This window comes from Streptosporangium sp. NPDC002544 (genome assembly GCF_040295965.1).
GTDB lineage: Bacteria > Actinomycetota > Actinomycetes > Streptosporangiales > Streptosporangiaceae > Streptosporangium.
Genome location: NZ_JBEOWJ010000011.1, coordinates 124613 through 145946, shown reverse-complemented (window position 1 = coordinate 145946; position 21334 = coordinate 124613). Strand labels below are relative to the sequence as shown.

The window sequence follows — 21334 nt, the reverse complement described above, 5'->3', positions numbered from 1 at the left end:
TGCGCCCCCTCTGCCGGTTTCCTCCTAGGTTCGCACCTAGAGTGCCTTGTCGACGCCCCCTGTTGAGTAGGTCAGAGAGCACGATTTTGCATCAATAGCACCAAGTGCCCCAAGCAATACTGAAAATTGTGGCGCTCCATGCCCTACCGGCAGCCCCGCGATGACGGGTACCCCGAGCGGCGCGAGCAGCTCCTCCAGCACCGGGTAGGGGTCACCGCAGTCGACCCAGGAGCCCAGGACGAACCCGGCCGCTCCATCGAGCGCCCCCGCCTGCAGCAGCTGGGTGAGCATCCTGTCGATCCGGTACGGCGCCTCGTCGACGTCCTCGAGCAGGACGATCCGCCCCCGGGCCGACAGCGCGTACGGCGTGCCGCAGAGTGCGGCCAGCAGGCTGAGGTTACCGCCGGTGACCGGTGCCGTGACCGCACCGGGAACGATCACCCGGTCACCGGTGATCGGCGGCGGCGTCCCGGCGAGGGCGGCCGTGAAGTTCTCGAAGGTGCGCGGCTCGGGCCCTTCCGGGTCGCTGATCGTGGCACAGGCCGGCATCGGCCCGAACCAGGAGGCGACGCCCAGCTCCACGGCGAACGCGCTGTGCAGCGCGGTGACGTCGCTGGAGCCGACGAGCGCCTTGGGGTCGGCGGCCCGCATCGCCTCCCAGTCCAGCAGGCCGAGGAGCCGGGTGGCACCGTAGCCGCCGCGGGCGCAGAACACCGCGCTCACCGCGGGGTCGCACCAGGCGTCCTGCAGGTCGCGGGCGCGATCGGCGTCGGAGCCCGCCAGGTAGCGGTCCCTGTCGAGGACGTGGGCCCCGATGACGACCTTCAGGCCGAGCCCCTCCAGGACGCGGACGCCACGCGCCAGCCTTGCGAGATCGGGAGGTCCCGACGGGGCGACCACCGCCACGGTGTCACCCGGGCATGGCGAGGGCGGGACCGGTATGCCGGCCGGTTCGTTCACTCCCCAAACGGTGCCACACTGGGCTTTCATATGCGACCTCCGCCTCACATCCTGGTGGTCAACGGCATCAAGGTCCGCCACCCGGTGTTCGTGCTCGCCGCCCCGCACTCCGGCGCGGACCTGCTGGCCCGTGCCCTGAAACGCTCCCCCGGGTTCCACGTCACCATGGGACGTGCGGCGGTGGCGCACGTCGTCTACGCCTTCGCCCGGCGCCCCTCGATCGCGGGGCGGGGCATGGGCGCGACCCGCGTGCTCCGCGACGCCATGGCCGAGTCCTGGCAGATCGTCCCCGGCGTCTGCGAGGAGTGCCCGGCCCCGTGCCGGGAAGCGGGCGGCGTGACCGGAGCGGGCCCCTGCGTGGCCTCGGGTTCGGTGGCCCGCTTCGGCGATGCCAGCCCCGACCTGCTCTACAGCGCCTCGGTGCTGTTGCAGGCCTTTCCGGACGCCCGTTTCGTCCAGTTGATCAGGGACGGCCGGGACGTGGCCGCCGACATGCTGGCCGACCCCGCCTCCCTGACCTGGTTCAAGCCGGCCATGCTGAGCGACGAGACGGAGTTCCCCAACCCCTTCCTCGGCGTCAGCTCCGGCGAGCACCGCGAACGCTGGAAGGCGATGCCCACGGCGGGAAAGTGCGCGCTGCGCTGGCGCAGCGCGGTCCGGCTCGCGGCCTCGCTCCACCAGGAGCTGCCCCGCGAGCAGTTGCTGACCCTGCGCTACGAGGACCTGGTCTCCTCCCCGGCCGAGGCCATGGGCGAGCTCTCCCGCTTTCTGGAGACGCGGGTCCCCAAGATCGCCCTGCTGGCCCGGAACATGCCGAAGGTCGGCGTCTGGCGCACCCGCCTGCGCGGCCAGGACGCCGAACTGGTGGCCAAGGTCGCCCGCGAGGAGCTCACCCGCCTGGGCTACGTCCCCTCATCCTGACGCCGGCCCGCGTTCCCCTCCGTCAACCGGTCACCAGTTGGCGACCTCGAACATCGCACCTGGACGGATGTCCCCGGGCGGGGCCGGCCGCCGGGCGGGAGCGCTCGGCAGCGCGTCCAGGATCGCCTCCCAGGTACCGTCCCGGCACCAGCGGCGATGCCGGTTGTAGACCGTCTTCCACTTGCCGTAGGCCTCGGGCAGCTTCCGCCAGGGGCAGCCGGTCCTGGTCCGGAAGAACACTCCGTCGATGATCGTGCGGTGATCGGCCCACCGGTTCCCCTGCCTGGCGTGAGCGGGCAGTAACGGCGCCAGCCGTGTCCACTCGTCGTCGGTCAGGTCATCACGTCTAAGCCGGTCTTCCACGCCCCCATGATCTACACCATCCGCGCTGGAAGAGCCACTCGAAGGCGTGCCGCCGGCACCGCTGACGCGGTCAGGACGCCTGACTGAACTGAGTCCGGTAGAGCTCGGCGTAGACCGCCCCCCTGCTCAGCAGTTCCTCGTGCCGGCCCCGCTCGACGATGCGGCCGTCCTGGACCACCAGGATCTGGTCGGCCTCGCGGATCGTGGACAGCCGGTGGGCGATGACCAGCGAGGTGCGCCCGGCCAGCGCGACCTTCAGCGCCTGCTGGACGGCGGCCTCGGACTCGGAGTCCAGATGCGCGGTGGCCTCGTCGAGGACGACCACCCGGGGCGCCTTGAGCAGCAACCTCGCCAGGGCCAGCCGCTGCTTCTCGCCGCCGGACAGCCGGTGCCCCCGGTCGCCCACCACGGTCTCCAGCCCCTCGGGCAGGTTCAGCACCAGCTCGGCGATCTGGGCGGCCCGCAGCGCCTCCCAGATCTCCTCCTCACTCGCCTCGGGCCTGGCGTAGCGGAGGTTGGCCCCGATGGTGTCGTGGAACAGGTGGGCGTCCTGCATGACGACCCCCACGGTGTCGCGCAGCGAGGCCAGGGTGGCGTCGCGCACGTCCAGGCCGTTGATCCGTACCGCGCCCTCGCTGACGTCGTAGAGGCGCGAGACCAGGCCCGTGATGGTGGTCTTCCCCGCTCCCGAGGGGCCGACCAGGGCGACCATCTGGCCGGGGCGGGCGGTGAAGGTGACGCCGCGCAGCACCTCGTGGCCCGGCCCGGTGTCGGGACGGGCCACCGCCTCCAGCGAGGCCAGCGACACCTCCGAGGCCGTGGGGTACCTGAACCGGACGTCGTCGAACTCCACGGAGACCGGCCCCTCGGGAAGGGGCTTGGCATCGGGCCGCTCGGCGACCATGGGCCGCAGGTCGAGCACCTCGAAGACCCTGTCGAAGCTGACCAGCGCGGTCATCACGTCCACGTGCACGTTCGACAGGCTCGTCAGCGGGCCGTACAGGCGCATCAGGAGGGCGGCGAGGGCCACCAGGGTGCCGAGCTCGAAGACGCCGGAGACGGCCAGCAGGCCGCCCAGGCCGTACACCAGGGCGGTGGCCAGCGCCGCCACCAGGCCGAGCGCGACCCGGAAGACCGTCCCGTACATGCCCACGGTGACGCCGACGTCGCGCACCCGCCCCGCCTTGCCGCCGAAGGTGGCCGCCTCGTCGGCCGGGCGGCCGTACAGCTTGGCGACCATCGCGCCGGCGACGTTGAACCGCTCGGTCATCATGGAGCTCATCTCGGCGTCGAGCTCCATCTGCTCACGGGTGAGCCCGGACATCTTCCTGCCGACCCACTTGGCGGGGAAGACGAAGATCGGCAGCAGCACGAGGGCGACGAGGGTGATCTGCCACGAGAGCACCAGCATGGCGCCGAGAACCAGCACCAGCATGACCACGTTGGCCACGACCGACGACAGCGTGCTGGTCAGGGCACGCTGGGCTCCGATGACGTCGGTGTTGAGCCGGGAGACCAGGGCGCCGGTCTGGGTGCGGGTGAAGAAGGCCACGGGCATGCGCTGGACGTGGTCGAAGACCTCGGTGCGCAGGTTGTAGATGAGACCCTCGCCGATCCGCGCGGAGAACCAGCGCTGGGCCAGGGTGAGCACCGCGTCCGCGACCGCCAGGCCCGCGATGACCAGCGCGAGGGCGATCACCACCCCCTGGCGCCTGGCGACGATGCCGTCGTCGATGATCGCCTTCATCAGCAGCGGGTTGGCGATCACGATGACCGAGCCGACCACGACCAGCGCGAGGAAGGCGGCGATATGCCGCGAGAAGGGCCTGGCGTAGCGGGCGATACGCCGGACCGTGCCCGGCGTCAGACGCTCCTTGGTCACCGAGCTGTCCCGCCGGAGCGAACGCATCATCTGGGGACCGAAGCCCCCACCCATCATCGCCATCTGGCCTCCTCTCCCGATGCGAGCACCGGAAGAGGCGCGGTCATTCCCCCGTCAGCTTGAGGCGAACACCGGTGGCTCGCCCGGGAGAAGGGCGGCTTCTCGCCTCCCCCGCCGAGAAGGGCCCCGGCCGCTTCGCAGCCGGGAGCCGTGGCGGGGAGGCGATTCACCTGCCCGGCGGTCTCCTCGCCGAACATGACGGACCGTTTGGCAGTTCGATGACCTACCCGAAAATCGCCTTGATGCGCGCCTCCTGTTCGCGCGCCTCGGCCGCGGCCTGCTCCTCCAGCGTGCGCCCCGAAGCACCCTGGAGCAGCCGCTTGGTCGCCGTCGCGGCGTCGCGGTTGGTCGCCAGCAGCGCGGCGGTCAGGTCGCGCACGGCCTCCGTCAACTCCCCCGGTGCGACGACCAGTTCGGCCAGGCCGATCCTGGCCGCCTCCTGCGCCCCCACGACGCGGGCGGTCAGGCAGATCTCGATGGCCCGGGACAGGCCCACCAGATCGACCAGCGGCTTGGTGCCGGTCAGGTCGGGAACCAGCCCGAGAGCCGGCTCCTTCATGCACAGTTTGGCGTCGTCCGCCAGGACCCGCAGGTCGCAGGCGAGCGCCAGCTGGAACCCCGCACCGACCGCGTGGCCCTGCACGGCCGCCACGGAGACGATGTCGGGACGTCTCAGCCAGAGAAAACCCCGCTGGGCCGCCGCCACCCGGTCGACGAAAGCCGTCTCGTCGAGTGTCGCCAGGGACGTGAACGCCCCCTGCCCTGGCACCCCCTCCGGGGTGAACATCCTCAGATCGATCCCCGCCGAGAAGGACGGCCCCTCACCTCTGATCACGACGACCCTCACCTGCTGCGGCAGGTTGTCACCGATATGAGCCAGAGCCGACCAGGTAGCGAACGTCTGAGCGTTCCGCTTCTCCGGACGGTCCAGCGTGATCGTCGCGATCTCGCCGTCCACCTCGTAGCGCAGACCGACCTCCTTCAGAGAGATCTCCTCCGCACTCCCCCCGAACGCAACTTCCACCATCGCCCGTTCTCCCACCTTCCGTTTCCGCCTCGCCCGAGCCTATCGACCCTCCAGAATGAGGTTCTATAGGCTCGGGCGGGAACGGCTTCGGCGTGTGGGGGACGAGCGGCTGCGGTCGCGCGTTCCGAGGCGGAGTCAGCGCTTGGACTTGCCTCGGGTGGCGCCACCGCGCCCGCGCAGAGTCACACCGGACTCGCTCAGGATGCGGTGGATGAACCCGTACGACCTGCCGGTCGAAGCGGCCAGAGCGCGGATGCTTTCACCCGCGCTGTAGCGCTTCTTGAGATCGGAGGCCAGTTTTTCACGGTCGGCCCCGGTAACCCGGGTGCCCTTCTTGAGAGTCTCGGCCACGAGTACCTCCTGTAGTGCCAGACTTCCGCAGCGTTACACACGCCATGATCAGTCATTTCAGCGAGATCGGCTACCTACTCCACGGGAAAAGATCCGTACCCGCTCAAATTAAGATCAGGCAAGTGCCACAAGATCGGAAAATTCGTCGCTCCATGCGTCTTCAACTCCGTCAGGTAGCAAGATCACCCTATCGGGTCGTAGAGCCTCTACAGCACCCTCATCATGCGTGACGAGCACAATCGCCCCAGAATAGGACTTTAGCGCCGAAAGAACCTGTTCCCGACTGGCCGGATCGAGGTTGTTCGTGGGCTCGTCGAGGAGGAGGACATTGGCCGCCGACAGCACCAGCGTGGCCAGCGCCAGCCGCGTCTTCTCCCCGCCCGACAGCACCCCCGCGGGCTTGTCCACGTCGTCGCCGGTGAACAGGAACGAGCCCAGAACCTTGCGCAACTCCACGTCGGGGAGCTCTCCCCCGGCCGAGCGCATGTTCTCCAGCACGCTACGGCCGGGGTCGATCGTCTCGTGCTCCTGCGCGTAGTAGCCCAGCTTGAGCCCGTGGCCGGCCTTGACCGCCCCGGTGTCGGGCTCCTCGACACCCCCCAGAATGCGCAGCAGGGTGGTCTTCCCCGCGCCGTTCAGACCCAGGATCACGACCCGGCTGCCCCTGTCCACGGCGGCGTCGACGTCCGTGAAGACCTCCAGGGAGCCGTACGACTTCGACAGCCCCTCCGCCATGATCGGGGTGCGCCCGCACGGAGCCGGCTGGGGGAAGCGCAGCTTGGCGACCTTGTCGCCGCGCCGCTCCACCTCCAGGCCGGAGAGCAGGCGCTCGGCACGGCGCTGCATGTCCTGCGCGGCCTTGGCCTTGGTCGCCTTGGCACGCATCTTGTCGGCCTGCGACATCAGGGCGGAGGCCTGCTTCTCGGCGTTGGCGCGCTCGCGCTTCCTGCGCTTCTCGTCGGTCTCCCGCTGGGCCAGATAGGCCTTCCAGCCGACGTTGTAGGTGTCGATCACCGCACGGTTGGCGTCGAGGTGCAGGACGCGGTTTACCGTCGCTTCAAGAAGCCCCACGTCGTGGCTAATAATGATCAAGCCGCCCTGGTGAGATCGTAAAAAATCACGAAGCCACCCGATTGAGTCGGCATCTAGGTGGTTTGTCGGCTCGTCAAGAAGGAGAGTCTCTGCCCCGCTGAAGAGAATTCGAGCCAGCTCCACCCGCCTGCGCTGCCCGCCGGAGAGCGTCTCCAGCGGCTGGCCGAGCACCCGGTCCGGCAGCCCCAGGCTGGAGGCGATGGAGGCGGCCTCCGACTCGGCGGCGTACCCGCCCAGCACGTGCAGCCGGTCCTCCAGGCGCCCGTAGGCGCGCACGGCGCGGTCTCTGGTGCGATCGTCCGCCGAGGACATGCCCAGCTCGGCCTCGCGCAGCTCACGCAGCACCTCGTCGAGCCCGCGAGCCGACAGGATACGGTCGCGGGCGAGCACGTGCAGGTCACCGGTGCGCGGGTCCTGCGGCAGGTAACCCACCTCCCCGCTGATGGAGACCGTGCCCGAGGCCGCCGCCCCCTCTCCCGCGAGCACCCGGGTCAGCGTGGTCTTCCCGGCCCCGTTGCGGCCGACGAGCCCGATCTTGTCGCCGGGGTTCACCCGGAACGACGCGCCCTCGATGAGCAGGCGGGCCCCGGCCCGCAGTTCGATGTCAGAAGCTACGATCATGGTTGGAGAACACTCCCAGCAGGAAATACACAGGCTCACTTCACTGTGGCCGAACCCGCCGCGCCCTGTGTCTCCCGGCTCTCGGCTCGGCCGTCTCGCCTTCATCGGGACGACGGTCAATCGGGAGTGCGCATACCGATCAGTGTACGGCGCGGCAAGGGCCCGGCTCTCCTCGATTAGGTGGGATCGCTCACCCTGATGCGGACCGCGCGGAACTGGGCGGGGGTGTCCCGCAGGACCACCAGCCTCGGATCGGGAACCGTCAGGAAGGGCTCGGCCTCCAGCGCGAAGACCGGGGCGAGCCTGCGGTCCGAGCGCAGCGCGTCGACCGCGCGCCGGTCTCCGCCGAGCACGACCGCCTCCAGCTCGTCCACCCGCGGCCCCAGGACGCGCAGCGCCACCTCGGCCGCCGCCTCGTGCGCCTGATCCACCTGCTTCTCCCTGCGCCGGGCGAAGCGCCGCTGTGACCAGCCGCCCGCCGCGCTGCGCCCGTGCACCGGCCGCGAGCCGACCTTGGAGGAGAGCAGTTCCTCTCCCTGGAAGATCCCCGCCGCGTGTCCCCCCAGCCGCACCAGCAGCACCCCGACCCTGCGCTCGGTGCGCACGTGGGTGACCAGACGCGCCAGCGGACCGCCCCCGGCCTGGACGAGCGGCGGAAACGGCACCTGGCACTCGGCGACCGCGCCGTCCGCGCCGTCGAGGCGTACGGCGGAGGCCGAGGCCGTCACCCGCGGCGGCCCGTGCCTGTCGACGAAACCGTCGATCCAGCGGTTCAGGCGGTCGGGCGCCACCGAGACCCAGCGGCCTCCCCCCTTGGCCGGTCGCGACGTCATGAAACGCGACACTACCGGCTGACCTCGCAGAACACACGATCACGCTGGACAAATCCAACGGATGGCGAAATATCAGTGAACATCCCTGCACGTTGCTTCTATGGCGCCAAAGGAGCCCCCATCCTTTTGAACGTGACGACCAGAGCGCACGTCAACCCGCAGGACCCCACAGCGGCCCCCGCGGGCCTCACGCCTGTCGTCGACCTCGACACCGGAGGCGTCATCGCGCTCCAGGCGGGAGGCGCGGGCCGGGGGAACATCTCCACCACGATCCAGACCGTGCACGACGCCGCCGCCGGCGAGACCCTGCTGCCGCTGGTGCTGACCCTGCCGACGGCCGCGGTGATCGGCGGCACGGCCGCGCTCGCGCCGCTCCACGAGGCCCTCCGCGCGTCCGGGCGGCGTCCCCGCGAGGTGATCCTCACCGTGCGGGGTGACTTCGCCCAGTTCGAACGCCGCTCCCTGATCGTCGGCCTGGACGGCCTGCGCGCCATCGGCTACCTCATCGCGGTGGGCGACCTGGGCACCGGGCACATCCCGCTGGACCTTCTCGCCGACGCGGCGCCGTACCTGGCGGTGATCTCCCCGGACCTGATCGCCCAGGTACCCCGCGACCCGCGCCGCACCGCCATCGGCGAGGGTCTGGCCCGGCTCGCCCGGGAAGCGGGCGCGCACGTACTGGCCCCCGGCGTACGCGACGAGGCACAGCTCTCCGCGCTCCGCGGCTGGGGGGTCCGGCTCGCGCAGGGCCCGCTGCTGGCCCCCGGCCCGTCCGGCCGGGTGCGCGTACCACTCCCGGTCGTCGAACAGGAGCCGTCCCGCTTCACGCTCGGCCCACGCGTCCAGGAGTTCCTGCTGCCCGCGGTGACCCTCCCCTACGAGGCCACCGCCGAAGCCGCGATCGATGCCTTCGGCAGTGAGCCGTCCATCACCAGCGTGGTCCTCGTCGACGAGTACCAGCGCCCCAAGGGCAGCCTCGACCGCAGCCGTTTCCTGCTGTCGATCTCCGGCCGGTTCGGCCACGCCCTGCACGGCAAAAAGCCCGCCGGACGGCTGGCCGACCCCGCCCGCGCGGTCCCCAGGACGACCACCGCCATCGCGGCCATGCAGGTCGCGGGCCGCGACGCCGAGCGCGTCTACGACGACCTGGTGGTCACCGACGAGGTCGGCCGCTGCATGGGCATCGTGCGGGTCTCCGACCTGATCCGCCAGGTCGCGTCCATGCGGCACTGAGGCACGGACAGCCGAGGCCGGAGGGTCTTCGCGCCGGCGCCATCGCCTTTACGATGTAGATTCATAACGGCGGGCCACGGGGTCATCGCCGCACCGGAACGGGCAGGCCGGGTGGCGGACCCCATCACTACGCTTCGGTGACGTATGGTACGAGTTAGGTTCACCTAACTTTGACTCCCCCGGAGTGGCATATGGCAGACGAGAAAGCCGCACGCAAGGTGACGAGCGGCCGGGTCCAGCGGGTCGAGCGGCTCACCCCGCACATGATCCGGGTGGTGCTCGGCGGCCCTGGGCTCGCCGGTTTCCGCGCGGACGAGTACACCGACCACTACGTGAAGCTGCTGTTCGCCCCGGCGGGGGTGAGCTACCCGCAGCCGTTCGACCTGGAGGCGATCCGCCGCGACCTGCCCCGCGAGCAGTGGCCCACCACCCGCACCTACACCGTCCGCCGCTGGGACGCCGACGCGGGCGAGCTGACGATCGACTTCGTCCACCACGGCGACAGCGGCCTCGCCGGGCCGTGGGCCGACCGGGTCCAGCCGGGTGAGGAGATCTGTTTCTTCGGTCCGGGCGGGGCCTACGCCCCCGACCCGGAGGCCGGCTGGCACCTGTTCGCGGGGGACGAGAGCGCGCTGCCGGCCATCGCCGCCTCCCTGGAACGCCTCCCCGCCGGGGCGCGGGCCTGGGCCTTCATCGAGGTCGAGGACGCCGGGGAGGAGCAGCGACTCGACTCACCGGGCGACGTGAAGATCGTCTGGCTGCACCGCACGGGTGGCCCGTTCGGTGCGCGGCTCGTCCAAGCGGTCCGCGAGCTGGACTTCCCCGACGACGCCGTGCACGCCTTCGTCCACGGCGAGGCGGGCTTCGTCCGCGAGCTCAGGCGCCACCTGCGCGCCGAGCGCGGCATCCCGCTGTCTCAGCTGTCCATCTCGGGCTACTGGCGCCTGGGCCGCGACGACGAGGCCTGGCGCTCCACCAAGCGCGAGTGGAACGAGCAGATCGAGGCAGAGGAGGCCGCGGCGCTCTCCTCGTGAACCCGGCTCAGAGCCAGCCCTGGGTGCGGGCGCGCTCGACGGCCTCGATGCGGTTGCGGGCGTGCGTCTTGCGGATGGCCGAGGAGAGGTAGTTGCGGACCGTACCCTCCGACAGGTGCAGGCGCGCGGCGATGTCGGCGATGCTGGTACCACCCGAGGCGGCGACCAGGACGTCACGCTCGCGGGGCGACAGCGGGTTGGGGCCGGCACTGAGCGCGGCGGCGGCCAGGCCCGGGTCGATGACGCGCTCGCCGCCGCGGACCCGCCGGACGGCGGCGGCCAGCTCCCTGGCCGGGCTGTCCTTGACCAGGAAGGCCATCGCGCCCACCTCCATCGCCCTGCGCAGATAGCCGGGGCGGCCGAAGGTGGTCAGGATCATGATCCGGCAGCCGGGCAGCGCCTCGCGGATCCGCGAGGCGGCGGTGATGCCGTCGTCGCCGGGCATCTCGACGTCGAGCAGCGCGACATCCGGCCGGGTCCGCAGGGCCACGGCGAGCGCCTCCCCGGCGTCGGCGGCCTCTCCCACCACCTCGATGTCGGGCTCCAGGCCGAGGAGCGAGGCCAGGGCGCCCCGCACCATCGCCTGGTCCTCCACCAGCAGCACCCGGATCATCGAACCCCTCTCGTCGTCGGCGGGCGAAGGGTCTCGGCATGCGGCACCGTGACCCTGAGCGCGAAGCCGGTCGGCCGCGGCCCGGCGGACACCGTGCCGCCGGCCGCCCGCACCCGCTCGGTGAGCCCGGTCAGCCCGCTGCCCGGCCCGTACGAGGCCGCGCCGCGCCCGTCGTCCACGATCTTCAGGGCCGCGACCTCCTCGTCCATGGTCACCTCGATCTCGCACCGGGTCGCCCGCGCGTGCCGGATGACGTTGGTGACGCCCTCCCGCACCGCCCAGCCCAGCAGTTCGTCCAGCGCGTCCGGCAGCGGGGTGCCCGCGAGCCGGATCGTCAGCCTCGTCCCGGCGGCCTCCAGAGCGGCGCGGGCACCGTCCAGCTCGCCGGAGAGGCCACGCTGGCGGTAGCCGGTGACGGCGTCGCGCACCTCGACCAGCGCCTGCCTGGCCACCGACTCGATGTCGCGGATCTCCGCCACGGTCCGTTCCGAGCCGCTCTCCGCCAGCCGCCCGGCCAGCTCGCTCTTCAGCACGATCAGTGACAGGCTGTGGCCGAGCAGGTCGTGCAGGTCCCTGGCGATGCGCAGCCGCTCCTCGCTCGCGGCCAGCCGCGCCACCTCCTCCTGCGCCTGGCGGAGCCTCGCCACCAGCATCCGGGTGTTGCGCACCCCCATGAACAGGACGCCGAGCGTGATGACCTGGAAGACGAGCACCAGGGTGGTACCGGGGTCGTGCTCCTTCAGCAGGCCGATCAGCGCGACGGCGAGACCCATCGCGAGGATGCCGGCCACCGAGAACCGGGGACGCAGCGCCATGCCGTAGATCACGGCCAGGTAGATCGGCAGGGTCAGCCAGCCGCCGCCGAAGGCCACCGCCAGGCCGACCCCCAGGAGCGTGGTCATCCCCAGCAGCCAGTACGTCAGGTGGGTCGGGTCGCCGAAGTTCCTCGGGCTCAGCACCGTGGCGATGTAGAGGGCGACGAAGGCGGCCAGGCCGGCGCCTCCCCAGACGGCCCTGTCCCCGGACACCTCGCCGGTGACGATCTCCAGGACCGGGAAGCACAGGTAGACCAGGCCGATGGAGATCCCCGACAGACGCCGGAGGCGGGACGGGCGCTCGCCCGTCCCGCCGAAGGTGAGCGCGGAGACGCGCATCATGCGCGCGCGAGTGCCCTGCGGTAGGCGAACACCGCGGCGGTGCCGAGCAGCGCGGCCCAGGCCACGACGATCACCACGGCGGACGTCGGCACCGCGCCGTCGGCGACGAGGTGCTGGCCGATGTCGGCGTAGGAGAAGGAGGGCATCGCGTGCACGACACTTTTCATGGCCTCGGGCATGATCTCCACAGGGAACCACAGCCCGCCCAGGATCGCCAGCCCGAATGTGCTGATCATCGCGGCCGACTGCGCGGCGTCCGCGGGCAGCAGCGAACCGAGGAGCAGGCCGAGTGCGGCGAACGGCACGGCGCCGATCCACAGGGCCGGGATCAGCGCGAGCCACTCCCCCACCGGCAGCCGGACGCCCTGGGTGAGGACCGCGGCCAGGCAGACCAGCACCATGGACGGCAGCACCAGCAGCAGCGAGGCGATCAGCTTGGTGACGATGATCGCCCAGCCGGGCAGCGGGGTGACCTGGAGCTGGCGGAGCCAGCCGGACTGCCGCTCCTGCGCCCATGGCACGGCGGTGCTCATCAGACAGGCCGCGATCGCCCCGTACGCGGCCATGGAGACCATGAGGGCGACGGCGGCCCGTACCCCGCCGGAATCCGTCTGGGCGCCCCAGATGCCGGAGAAGATCAGGTAGAACACCACGGGGAAGCCCACCACGAAGATGATGTAGCGCTTGTTGCGCAGCATCCTCAGGACCTCGATTTTGACGTAGTTCGGCATCAGGACTCCCGGGTGAGGGCGAGGAAGGCGTCTTCGAGGTCGGCGCCGATGATCCTGAGGTCGCGGATCTCCAGCGAGGTGCCCCGGTACAGGGCCGCCACGGTGGCGTCGGGGTCGGCGGTGTGCAGCGTGGCGACGCCCTGGGAGATCTCCGCGGCGGAGACGCCCGGCAGGCCGTCCAGCCCCGCGACCGGCTGCCCGCCCAGGGTGAAGCGGACGACATGGTCGCCGATCCCCGACTTGATCTGGGCGGCGGTGCCGTCGGCCACGACCCGGCCCCGGGTGATCACGATGACCCGGTCGGAGTTCTCGTCGGCCTCCTCCAGGTAGTGGGTGGCGAACAGGACCGTCCGGCCCTCGGCGGCGTAGTCGCGCATGCTCTTCCAGAACCGCAGCCGCGACTCCACGTCCATGGCCGCGGTGGGCTCGTCCAGCACCAGCAGTTTGGGCGCGCCCGCGATGGCCAGGGCGAACCTGACCCGCTGCGCCTGCCCGCCGGACAGCTTGTCGGCGCGCCGCCGCGCCAGTTCCGTGAGGTCGGCCACCCGCAGGATCTCGTCGAGACCGAGTGGCTCCGGGTAGAGCCGCCGGACGAAGTCGACCAGTTCCCTGACCGTGAGCTCACCGATGAGCTCACCGCTCTGCAGCATGGCCCCGATCTCGCCCCGGGCGACGGCCGCCTCGGGGGAGCCTCCCAGGATCTCGACGCGGCCCCCGCTCGGGCGGATCAGGCCGAGCATCATGTTGATCGAGGTTGACTTGCCGGCCCCGTTGGGGCCGAGCAGGGCGACGGTCCGGCCCGCCTCGACGGCGAGGTTCAGGCCGTCGACGGCGAGCACGTTGCCGTAGCTCTTGCTCACGTCTGTGAGGGCGATGGCGTCCATGCCCCAACGCTAGGAGCGCCCGGCGGGAATCCTCAGTGCCGCTTCTCCGGGTTTGGAGATGACATTTGTCAGATATGCGGACACAGCCGCGGGCCGGACCGGTGGCGCGGAGGGGCGTGGACGACGGGTCAGATCCGGCAGGCGAAGATGGCGGTCACCAGGATGGCCTTGGCGCCGATCTCCCAGAGCTGGTCCATGACCTGCTGGTGCCCCTTGCGCGGGACCATGGCCCGGACCGCGACCCAGCCCTCCCGGTGCAGCGGAGAGACCGTGGGGCCCTCCATGCCGGGGGTGAGGGCGATGGCCTCCTCGATCCGCTCGGCGCGGATGTCGTAGTCCATCATCACGTAGTCACGTGCCATCAGCACGCCCTGCAGGCGGCGGACGAGCTGCTGCAGGCCCTGGGCCTCCACGGCGCCGGTCCGCTTGATCAGCACGCCCTCGGAGCGGGCGATCGGCTCACCGAACACCTCCAGGCCGATGTTGCGCAGCGTGGTGCCGGTCTCCACCACGTCGGCCACGGCGTCGGCCACGCCCAGCCGGATGGCGGTCTCGACGGCGCCGTCCAGCTTGATCACCCGGGCGTCGACGCCCTGTTCGGCCAGGTAGGACTCCAGCAGGCCCGCGTAGGAGGTGGCGACGCGCTTGCCCTTGAGGTCGGCGACGGAGGCGAAGTCCCCCGGATTCGCGGCGAAGCGGAAGGTGGAGCGGCCGAAGCCGAGCGGGATGATCTCCTCGACCTGCGCCCCGGAGTCGTGGAGCATGTCGCGGCCGGTGATCCCGGCGTCCAGGGTGCCCTCGCCGACGTAGACGGCGATGTCCTTGGGCCGCAGGAAGAACAGCTCGCAGGAGTTCTCCGGGTCGACGACCACGAGTTCCTTGCTGTCCTTGCGGGCGCGGTATCCGGCTTCCTTGAGTATCGTCTGGGCGGCCTCGGTGAGGGCGCCCTTGTTGGGTACGGCGAGACGGAGCATGGCTGGGTTCCTTACATGTGGACGGGATCTGCCTACGAGACCGGGAGCCGGGCGCACCGGCTCACAGATGCTTGTAGACCTCGTCCAGTCCGATCCCCCTGGCGATCATGAGGACCTGCACGTGGTAGAGGAGCTGGGAGATCTCCTCGGCCGCCCGCTCCTTCGACTCGTGCTCGGCCGCCATCCAGCTCTCGGCGGCCTCCTCCACGACCTTCTTGCCGATGGCATGGACTCCGGCGTCCAGCGCGGCCACGGTGCCCGAGCCCGCGGGCCGGGTGCGCGCCTTGTCGGACAGCTCGGCGTACAGCTCTTCGAAGGTCTTCATGATCTCTCTCGGCGTCGTCGGATGTGCGCGTCAAGCCTAACGGGCTCGCCGACCCCGGCGTGTGCGGGTCCACCCTCGCCGGACGCGAGCCGCCGGGTGATCTCCGGAGGTCACCACTCCATTTAACCGTCCCGTGACCGGGCCGCCCATCGGGGCGGCCCGGGGGGGCGTTCAGCCGTTGACGCAGCGGAGCACCGGGCGGGTGACGAGAGCGGCCGGATCGGGCGAGCCCGTCACGTGCAGGGTGACGCTCTCACCGGGAAGCAGGGTCAGCAGCATGTCATCCACCCAGGACGCCGGATCGAGGCGATCGGGGAACAGCGCCAGCTCGCGCAGGAGAGTGCGGGCGGTGACGGTGACATCCAGACCGCCGGCCGCGGGGACGACCTCGGTGTCGTAGGCGGCCACCGGGAAGGCGACCTCCGGGTCCTCGACGAAGAAGCGGAGCACCCGGTGCTCGCCCAGCCGTACCGAGAGCAGCTCGGCACACGGGTCCCCGGGGACGGCCACCGAGTCCGGGAGCCCGACCCTGGCCACCGAACGCGCCGCCACCTCGATTGCGGCCCTCTCCTTGGCCAGCACCTCCCCGCCCAGGCCGAGCCGCGACAACTCCAGCTCACCCACCCACGGCTGCGGGCCGTCGTTGACCACGGCCACCACGCCGTCGCAGACGGTGAGCAGGCGATCGGCGTAGACACGGCGCAGCGCGTACCACAGCGGCTTGCGCCGCCCGGCGCCGTCGACGGCCGACCAGGAGGTGACCGGCCAGCAGTCGTTGAGCTGCCAGACGATCGTGCCCGCGCAGTACGGCGCCAGCGCCCGGAAGCGCTCGATGCCGAAAGCCACCGCCCTGGCCTGGTTGAGCTGGGTCAGGTAGTGCCAGTCGTCGAAGGTCTCGGGCCGGGGCAGGTGCTCACCCAGGCCGCGCAGCAGCTTGGCGTTGCCCTCGTGCGCCTTTTGATGGTGCAGCACGCCGGGCGAGGTGGGAGTGAGCGGATCGTCGCTGACCGCCCTGCGCAGCGTGGCGTGGGCGGGCGGTCCCTGGAAGCCGAACTCGGCCACGAAGCGGGGGCGATAGTCGCCGTAGCGGGTGTAGTCCTCGCGGTTCCACACGTCCCAGATGTGCACGGTGCCGCGCGCGGGGTCGTTGGGCGGCAGGTCGGGGTCACCGGAGTACGGGCTGCCCGGCCAGTAGGGGCGGGTGGGGTCGAGTTCGGCCAGCAGCGAGGGCAGCAGATCGTAGTAGAAGCCCGCCCCCCAGCTCTTCTCCCCCAGCTCCTCGCGCCAGCCCCAGTCGGCCTGGCCCTCGATGTTCTCGTTGTTGCCGCACCACAGCACCAGCGAGGGGCGCCAGGACAGCCGGGTGATGTTCTGGCGCGCCTCGGCCTCCACCTCGCTCGCCAACGGCTCCTCCTCCGGATAGGCCGCGCAGGCGAACGGGAAGTCCTGCCAGATGAGCAGGCCCAGCTCATCGGCCAGGTCGTAGAAGTCCTCGCTTTCGTACAGGCCGCCGCCCCAGACCCGCAGCAGGTTGACCCCCGCCCCGGTTGCCTGGCCGAAGCGCTCGGCCAGCCGCTCGCGGGTGACCCTGGCCGAAAAGCAGTCATCAGGGATCCAGTTGACGCCGCGCACGAAGACCGGCACGTCGTTGACCACGATCGTGAACCCCTCGCCCGTCCGGTCCAGACGGACGTCACGAAAACCGATCCGGCCCCTCCAGGTCCCCTCCCCCAGGCCGACGGTCAGGTCGTAACGGTGCTGCGCGCCGTACCCGCGCGGCCACCACAGCCGCGGCTCCGGCACCCGCAACTCCAGGACCGCCTCGCACTCGCCTGCGGCCAGGTGCACCGCGCGCTCGACACCCGCGACCGAGGCCCGCACGGTCACCGGGGCGTCCGTGGCGCGCTCGAGCGTGACATGCACCTCCACGCGCCCGTCCCCGTGCACCAGCGGCCGGACCGAGGCGAGCCGGGCCCCGCTCCAGGAGTGCAGCCCGATCGGCCGCCAGATGCCGGAGGTGACCACGGCCGGCCCCCAGTCCCAGCCGAAGTTGCAGGCCATCTTGCGGATGAACTGATACGGCGCCGCGTAGGCACCGGGCCGATCGCCCAGCTCGGCCCGGCGCGCCTCGGCGTAGGCCTGCGGGGAGGCGAACCGGATCCGCAGCGTGTTCTCGCCCTCGCGCAGCAACTCCCGCACCGCGAAGCGGTAGGAGCGGTGCTGGTTGGCCGTGGCCGCGACCCGCACACCGTTGAGCTCGACCGTGGCGATGGTGTCCAGGCCCTCGCAGACCAGGTCGGTGCGGTCGTGGGAATCGGCGCTCCAGGTGAAGACCGTCTCATACTCCCAGTCGGAGCGGCCTATCCAGGTCAGCCGGTTCTCGTTGTCGTCCAGGTACGGGTCCTCGATGAGCCCGGCGGCCAGCAGATCGGTGTGCACGCAGCCGGGCACCGTGGCGGGGACGCGGGAGATCCCGCCACCCACCTGGCGCAGGGTCCAGCCCTCGTGCATTGCCCTAACCGTCGTCAACTCACGCTCCTTGTCAGTGTGGTGCCGCCCCGCCGGACGAGGTGCCCCGGTTCCTCCTCCACCAGCGTGGAGGGTCCTGCTGAGACGTCCTCGGCGGGGACGGCGGGATCGCCGCCGTCCCACCGGGCGGTGAGCCTCGGCACCGACGACAGCAGCTTGATCGTGTACGGGTGGAGGGGGTTGCCGAACACCGCGGCGGTGGGACCGGACTCCACCACCTGCCCCCGGTACAGGACCACGGCCCGCTCGCTGATGTAGTTGCCCAGCGACAGGTCGTGGGTGACGAACAGCACCCCGAGGCCGCGCGACTTCAGGTCGGCGAGCAGGTTGAGGACGTCGATCCTGGTGGAGGCGTCGAGCATGCTGGTGATCTCGTCGGCGACGAGGTACCTGAGGTCGAGCAGCAGCGCCCTGGCGATCAGCAGGCGCTGCAGCTGGCCACCGCTGAGCTGGTGCGGATACCGGCCCAGGACCTGCCCGGGGTCGAGGCCGACGTCCTTGAGCGACTTCTCGATCCTGCCCTCCCACTCGGAGGCCGCGACGCCGGGAAAGTACTCGTCCTTGATCATCTTGACTACCCGGTCGGCCTTGAAGACCGGGTTGTAGCAGCTGAACGGGTCCTGGAAGACGCCCTGCACGTGCCGGTAGTACGCCTTTCCCGGCCGCGCGGGGGCTCCGTCGAGGGTGATCCTGCCCCGCGTCGGGGTGAGCAGCCCGAGGACCGTCTTGCCGAGGGTCGTCTTGCCGCTGCCGCTCTCGCCGATGAGGGAGACCACCTCCCCCGGCGCGAGGTCGAGGCTCACGTCGTCGACGGCGGTGAGGGTCTCGGTGCCGAAGGCACCCACCCGGTAGGTCTTGGTGACCCCTTCGAGACTCAGCATTACGCCTTCCAACAAGCGACGTGGTGGCCGGGGGCGACCTCGATGGGCGGGGGGTCCTCGGCGCACCTGTCGAAGGCCAGCGGGCAGCGGTCCCTGAACCGGCAGCCCTGCGGCGGATCGAGCAGCGAGGGCGGCCGCCCGGGGATGCCGGAGAGCCTGCGCTCCGCGTGGCGGACCCCGACCTCGGGCAGCGAGGAGATCAGCATCCGGGTGTACGGGTGGCGCGGCTCGCTGACGATCACGCTCGCGGGGGCCTTCTCGGCCACCTTCCCCGCGTACATGACCATGATCGTGTCGGCGATCTGGTAGGTCAGCGAGATGTCGTGGGTGACGAAGATCATGCTGCGCACGAAGCCCCGGTCCCGAAACTCCACGAGGGTCCTGGCCACGGCCTTCTGGGTCGACACGTCCAGCGCGGAGGTGATCTCGTCGGCGATGAGCAGGGAGGGGTCGAGCAGCGTGGAGATGACCATCACCATCCGTTGCTTCATCCCGCCGGACAGCTCGATCGGGTAGCGCCCCAGGATGTCCCTGGGCAGCTCCACCAGGTCCAGCCGGCGTTCCAGCTCGGCTGTGTCCACGCTCTCGCCCCGGGAGGCGAGCAGCTCGGTGATCATCCTGCCGATCCTGCGGGTGGGGTTCATCGCGCTCATGGAGTACTGCGGGATGAGCGACACCCGCTTGAAGCGGAAGGGGTTCATCCGCCGGTCGTCGCCGATGGGCAGTTCCTCGCCGTCCAGCGAGACGGTGCCCCCGGCCAGCCGCATCCGGCCGTCCATCCTGATCAGGCTCTTGCCGAGGGTGGTCTTGCCGCAGCCGGACTCGCCGGCCAGGCCGAGGATCTCGCCGTCGCCGACGCCGAAGCTGACGCCGTCCAGCGCCTTCACCTCGCCGCGCAGAGTCCTGTAGTGGACCCTGAGGTCGTCCACACGCAGAGTCATCTACAGCTCCCGCAGTTTCGGGTTGAAGACCTCGTCCAGGCCGACGTTCATCACGTACAGGGCGCCGACGATGGCGGTGATCCCGGCTCCCGGCGGGATGAACCACCACCACATGCCCAGGTGCAGGGCGCTCCAGCGGGCCGCGTTGTTGAGCATCAGGCCGAGCGAGACACCCTCGCTGGGGCCGAGCCCGATGAAGTCCAGCGAGGCGGCGATCAGGATGGACCCGCCGAACAGCAGGATGAAGGTCATGAAGAGGTACGAGCTCATGTTGGGCGCGATCTCCCTGGCGATGATCTTCCAGGTGCGCACGCCGCTGAGCTTGGCCAGGTCCACGAAGTCGCGCGAGCGCAGCGAGAACGTCTGGGCCCTGATGGCCCTGGCCGCCCACGGCCAGGAGGTGAGTCCGATGAAGAGCGCCTGCACGCCGACGCTGCGGACCCCGAGGTAGGCGTTGACGATCAGCAGCACCGCCAGCGCGGGCAGGACCAGGACGATGTTGGTGAGCATGTTCAGCACCTCGTCGACCAGGCCGCCCCGGTATCCGGCGGTGAAGCCGATCGCCATCCCGATGATCGCGGCCAGCCCGCCGCCGAGCACCCCCACGATGAAGGTGACGCGCAGGCCGTAGACGAACTGGGCGAAGATGTCCTGGCCGAACATGGTGGTGCCGAACCAGTGCTCGGCCGAGGGCGGCGAGGCCGGGGTGGCGACGTAGGCGTTCGGGTCGCCCCCCACGATCAGCGGGGCGGCGGCGGCCAGGGCGAGCAGCGGGACCAGCACGACCAGTCCGGCCAGCAGCTTCCCGTTGCGCAGCGCGAAGTACAGACCCTCGTTGCGCCTGGTGGGCACGGCCGTCATGACGCCCCGCCTCCTTCGGCCGCGGGCCGGTTCGCGGAGATGCCGGTCATGCCGCCTCCCCTCCTATCCCGGTCCTGGTACGCGGGTCGACCAGGACGTAGACGATGTCGATGATGAAGTTGGCGACCAGCACGCCCACCACGATGAACAGGAAGGTCCCCTGCAGCAGGAAGAAGTCCTGGTTCTGGATCGCCTTGAGGATCAGGTGGCCGAGCCCCGGATAGGAGAAGACGATCTCGGTGACCAGGGCTCCGGCCACGAGCACGCCGAGTTGCAGGGCCAGGCCGGTGATCTGCGGCAGTACCGCGTTCCTGAAGGCGTAGCGCCGGATGAGCCGCCGCGAGGCCCCCAGCGAGGACAGGTAGGTGGAGTAGTCGGCCTCCAGCTCATAGATGATCATGTTGCGCATGCCGATCGCCCAGCCCCCGAACGCGACGAGGAAGAGCGAGACGAACGGCAGGAACCAGTGCAGCGCCAGGTTGCCGACGAACTCCCACGACCAGTTGGGCCGCATGGCGAAGCTGTAGCCGCCGGAGACGGGGAAGATCCCCGCCACGATGCCCAGCCCCCAGGCCAGCAGGATCGCCAGCCACATGTAGGGCGTCGCGGTGAGCACGTACCCGATCGGCAGCGCGGTGTTGTCCAGCCACTTGCGCCTGGCGGCGAAGGCGCCGAACCTGTTGCCCGCCCACCAGCTGAGCAGGATGGACGGGATGAGCAGTGCCAGCGTGTACGGCACCGCCCGGATGATGATGTCGGTCACCGGGGTGGGGAACAGCCAGATGCTGGTCCCCAGATCACCCCGGAACAGCGCGGCCCAGAAGTTGCCGTACTGCTCCCAGAGCGGCAGGTCGAGCCCGAACAGGCTCGTGTAGTGGGCGCGCATCGCCTCAACGGCGGCGGGCTGTGACACGTTGGCCCTGGCCAGCATGCTCTGGACCGGGTCTCCCGGCATGAAGCGCGGGATCATCCAGTTGATCGTGACGGCCACGAGGAAGGTGAGCCCGTACACGAGCAGCTTCCGGCCGAAATAGCGTCGCACGCGATCCTCCCGAATCGGC

The 21334-nt window shown here is 70.5% G+C and carries 21 protein-coding genes; 3 read left to right on the top strand and 18 right to left on the bottom strand.

Annotated features, from left to right (window positions below; genetic code table 11):
- Positions 1-36 precede the first annotated feature (36 nt).
- Positions 37-960 (bottom strand): S66 peptidase family protein, encoded by a 924-nt coding sequence (locus ABT061_RS18975; RefSeq protein WP_350919052.1) that lies wholly within the window; start codon positions 958-960, stop codon positions 37-39.
- A 30-nt stretch (positions 961-990) separates the two neighbouring features.
- Here ABT061_RS18975 and ABT061_RS18970 point away from each other — a divergent pair, with 30 nt between their 5' ends.
- Entirely contained in the window at positions 991-1881 is an 891-nt protein-coding gene (locus ABT061_RS18970) for a sulfotransferase family protein (RefSeq protein WP_350919049.1), read from the top strand.
- A 30-nt stretch (positions 1882-1911) separates the two neighbouring features.
- Here the strand turns inward: ABT061_RS18970 and ABT061_RS18965 are convergent, their stop codons facing one another.
- The 6 genes from ABT061_RS18965 to ABT061_RS18940 all read right to left on the bottom strand — a co-directional run bounded on the left by ABT061_RS18965 (position 1912) and on the right by ABT061_RS18940 (position 8110).
- Positions 1912-2244: a transposase gene (locus ABT061_RS18965; protein WP_350919046.1), complete on the bottom strand. Its 333-nt coding sequence runs from the start codon at positions 2242-2244 to the stop codon at positions 1912-1914.
- Between the two features lie 70 nt (positions 2245-2314).
- Positions 2315-4189, bottom strand: a complete 1875-nt coding sequence (locus tag ABT061_RS18960) for an ABC transporter ATP-binding protein (protein ID WP_350919044.1) — start codon at positions 4187-4189, stop codon at positions 2315-2317.
- A 220-nt stretch (positions 4190-4409) separates the two neighbouring features.
- Positions 4410-5213 carry an enoyl-CoA hydratase/isomerase family protein gene (locus ABT061_RS18955; RefSeq protein ID WP_350919041.1) on the bottom strand — a complete coding sequence of 268 codons (804 nt, stop codon included), beginning with the start codon at positions 5211-5213 and terminating at the stop codon, positions 4410-4412.
- A gap of 135 nt (positions 5214-5348) precedes the next feature.
- Complete coding sequence (locus ABT061_RS18950) at positions 5349-5564, bottom strand: helix-turn-helix domain-containing protein (RefSeq protein ID WP_030904785.1); 216 nt, start codon at positions 5562-5564, stop codon at positions 5349-5351.
- Between the two features lie 114 nt (positions 5565-5678).
- Positions 5679-7277, bottom strand: coding sequence for an ABC-F family ATP-binding cassette domain-containing protein (locus tag ABT061_RS18945; RefSeq protein WP_350919036.1), 1599 nt, complete (start codon positions 7275-7277; stop codon positions 5679-5681).
- Between the two features lie 176 nt (positions 7278-7453).
- Positions 7454-8110 carry an acVLRF1 family peptidyl-tRNA hydrolase gene (locus tag ABT061_RS18940; RefSeq protein WP_350919033.1) on the bottom strand — a complete coding sequence of 219 codons (657 nt, stop codon included), beginning with the start codon at positions 8108-8110 and terminating at the stop codon, positions 7454-7456.
- Between the two features lie 132 nt (positions 8111-8242).
- On the opposite strand from ABT061_RS18940, the gene ABT061_RS18935 reads away from it, so the two are divergent.
- Together ABT061_RS18935 and ABT061_RS18930 are read left to right on the top strand one after the other, a co-directional pair.
- Positions 8243-9343, top strand: a complete 1101-nt coding sequence (locus ABT061_RS18935) for an EAL domain-containing protein (RefSeq protein ID WP_350919030.1) — start codon at positions 8243-8245, stop codon at positions 9341-9343.
- A gap of 191 nt (positions 9344-9534) precedes the next feature.
- Entirely contained in the window at positions 9535-10377 is an 843-nt protein-coding gene (locus ABT061_RS18930; RefSeq protein ID WP_350919027.1) for a siderophore-interacting protein, read from the top strand.
- 7 nt (positions 10378-10384) lie between these two features.
- Here the strand turns inward: ABT061_RS18930 and ABT061_RS18925 are convergent, their stop codons facing one another.
- The 11 genes from ABT061_RS18925 to ABT061_RS18875 form a co-directional block, all read right to left on the bottom strand.
- Positions 10385-10990: a response regulator transcription factor gene (locus ABT061_RS18925; RefSeq protein WP_350919024.1), complete on the bottom strand. Its 606-nt coding sequence runs from the start codon at positions 10988-10990 to the stop codon at positions 10385-10387.
- Positions 10987-12147: a sensor histidine kinase gene (locus ABT061_RS18920; RefSeq protein ID WP_350919021.1), complete on the bottom strand. Its 1161-nt coding sequence runs from the start codon at positions 12145-12147 to the stop codon at positions 10987-10989. Before ABT061_RS18920 ends, ABT061_RS18925 begins: the two co-directional genes overlap by 4 nt.
- Positions 12144-12878 (bottom strand): ABC transporter permease, encoded by a 735-nt coding sequence (locus ABT061_RS18915; RefSeq protein ID WP_350919018.1) that lies wholly within the window; start codon positions 12876-12878, stop codon positions 12144-12146. The genes ABT061_RS18920 and ABT061_RS18915 overlap by 4 nt, the downstream gene beginning before the upstream one ends.
- Entirely contained in the window at positions 12878-13762 is an 885-nt protein-coding gene (locus ABT061_RS18910) for an ABC transporter ATP-binding protein (RefSeq protein ID WP_350919015.1), read from the bottom strand. Before ABT061_RS18910 ends, ABT061_RS18915 begins: the two co-directional genes overlap by 1 nt.
- Before the next feature lie 128 nt (positions 13763-13890).
- Complete coding sequence (gene hisG / locus ABT061_RS18905; RefSeq protein WP_350919012.1) at positions 13891-14736, bottom strand: ATP phosphoribosyltransferase; 846 nt, start codon at positions 14734-14736, stop codon at positions 13891-13893.
- A 61-nt stretch (positions 14737-14797) separates the two neighbouring features.
- On the bottom strand, positions 14798-15061 hold the full coding sequence (locus ABT061_RS18900; protein WP_030904803.1) for a phosphoribosyl-ATP diphosphatase: 264 nt from the start codon (positions 15059-15061) through the stop codon (positions 14798-14800).
- Positions 15062-15232: 171 nt separating this feature from the next.
- Entirely contained in the window at positions 15233-17572 is a 2340-nt protein-coding gene (locus ABT061_RS18895; RefSeq protein ID WP_502991457.1) for a glycoside hydrolase family 2 protein, read from the bottom strand.
- Positions 17573-17586: 14 nt separating this feature from the next.
- Positions 17587-18471, bottom strand: coding sequence for an ATP-binding cassette domain-containing protein (locus ABT061_RS18890; RefSeq protein WP_350919005.1), 885 nt, complete (start codon positions 18469-18471; stop codon positions 17587-17589).
- Positions 18471-19412: an ABC transporter ATP-binding protein gene (locus ABT061_RS18885; RefSeq protein WP_350919002.1), complete on the bottom strand. Its 942-nt coding sequence runs from the start codon at positions 19410-19412 to the stop codon at positions 18471-18473. Before ABT061_RS18885 ends, ABT061_RS18890 begins: the two co-directional genes overlap by 1 nt.
- Positions 19413-20273 carry an ABC transporter permease gene (locus ABT061_RS18880; RefSeq protein WP_350918999.1) on the bottom strand — a complete coding sequence of 287 codons (861 nt, stop codon included), beginning with the start codon at positions 20271-20273 and terminating at the stop codon, positions 19413-19415. It abuts the gene before it with no gap.
- 46 nt (positions 20274-20319) lie between these two features.
- Complete coding sequence (locus tag ABT061_RS18875) at positions 20320-21315, bottom strand: ABC transporter permease (RefSeq protein WP_350918996.1); 996 nt, start codon at positions 21313-21315, stop codon at positions 20320-20322.
- Between the last annotated feature and the right edge of the window lie 19 nt (positions 21316-21334).

Bases quoted from the DNA above. Each gene is read 5' to 3' on its own strand.
- ABT061_RS18970 (WP_350919049.1), top strand. From the start codon at position 991: ATGCGACCTCCGCCTCACATCCTGGTGGTCAACGGCATCAAGGTCCGC.
- ABT061_RS18880 (WP_350918999.1), bottom strand. From the start codon at position 20,273: ATGACGGCCGTGCCCACCAGGCGCAACGAGGGTCTGTACTTCGCGCTG.
- ABT061_RS18895 (WP_502991457.1), bottom strand. From the start codon at position 17,572: ATGCACGAGGGCTGGACCCTGCGCCAGGTGGGTGGCGGGATCTCCCGC.
- ABT061_RS18925 (WP_350919024.1), bottom strand. From the start codon at position 10,990: ATGATCCGGGTGCTGCTGGTGGAGGACCAGGCGATGGTGCGGGGCGCC.
- hisG (WP_350919012.1), bottom strand. From the start codon at position 14,736: ATGCTCCGTCTCGCCGTACCCAACAAGGGCGCCCTCACCGAGGCCGCC.
- ABT061_RS18890 (WP_350919005.1), bottom strand. From the start codon at position 18,471: ATGCTGAGTCTCGAAGGGGTCACCAAGACCTACCGGGTGGGTGCCTTC.
- ABT061_RS18945 (WP_350919036.1), bottom strand. From the start codon at position 7,277: ATGATCGTAGCTTCTGACATCGAACTGCGGGCCGGGGCCCGCCTGCTC.
- ABT061_RS18915 (WP_350919018.1), bottom strand. From the start codon at position 12,878: ATGCCGAACTACGTCAAAATCGAGGTCCTGAGGATGCTGCGCAACAAG.
- ABT061_RS18940 (WP_350919033.1), bottom strand. From the start codon at position 8,110: ATGACGTCGCGACCGGCCAAGGGGGGAGGCCGCTGGGTCTCGGTGGCG.
- ABT061_RS18900 (WP_030904803.1), bottom strand. From the start codon at position 15,061: ATGAAGACCTTCGAAGAGCTGTACGCCGAGCTGTCCGACAAGGCGCGC.
- ABT061_RS18955 (WP_350919041.1), bottom strand. From the start codon at position 5,213: ATGGTGGAAGTTGCGTTCGGGGGGAGTGCGGAGGAGATCTCTCTGAAG.
- ABT061_RS18885 (WP_350919002.1), bottom strand. From the start codon at position 19,412: ATGACTCTGCGTGTGGACGACCTCAGGGTCCACTACAGGACTCTGCGC.
- ABT061_RS18930 (WP_350919027.1), top strand. From the start codon at position 9,535: ATGGCAGACGAGAAAGCCGCACGCAAGGTGACGAGCGGCCGGGTCCAG.
- ABT061_RS18920 (WP_350919021.1), bottom strand. From the start codon at position 12,147: ATGATGCGCGTCTCCGCGCTCACCTTCGGCGGGACGGGCGAGCGCCCG.
- ABT061_RS18960 (WP_350919044.1), bottom strand. From the start codon at position 4,189: ATGGCGATGATGGGTGGGGGCTTCGGTCCCCAGATGATGCGTTCGCTC.
- ABT061_RS18910 (WP_350919015.1), bottom strand. From the start codon at position 13,762: ATGGACGCCATCGCCCTCACAGACGTGAGCAAGAGCTACGGCAACGTG.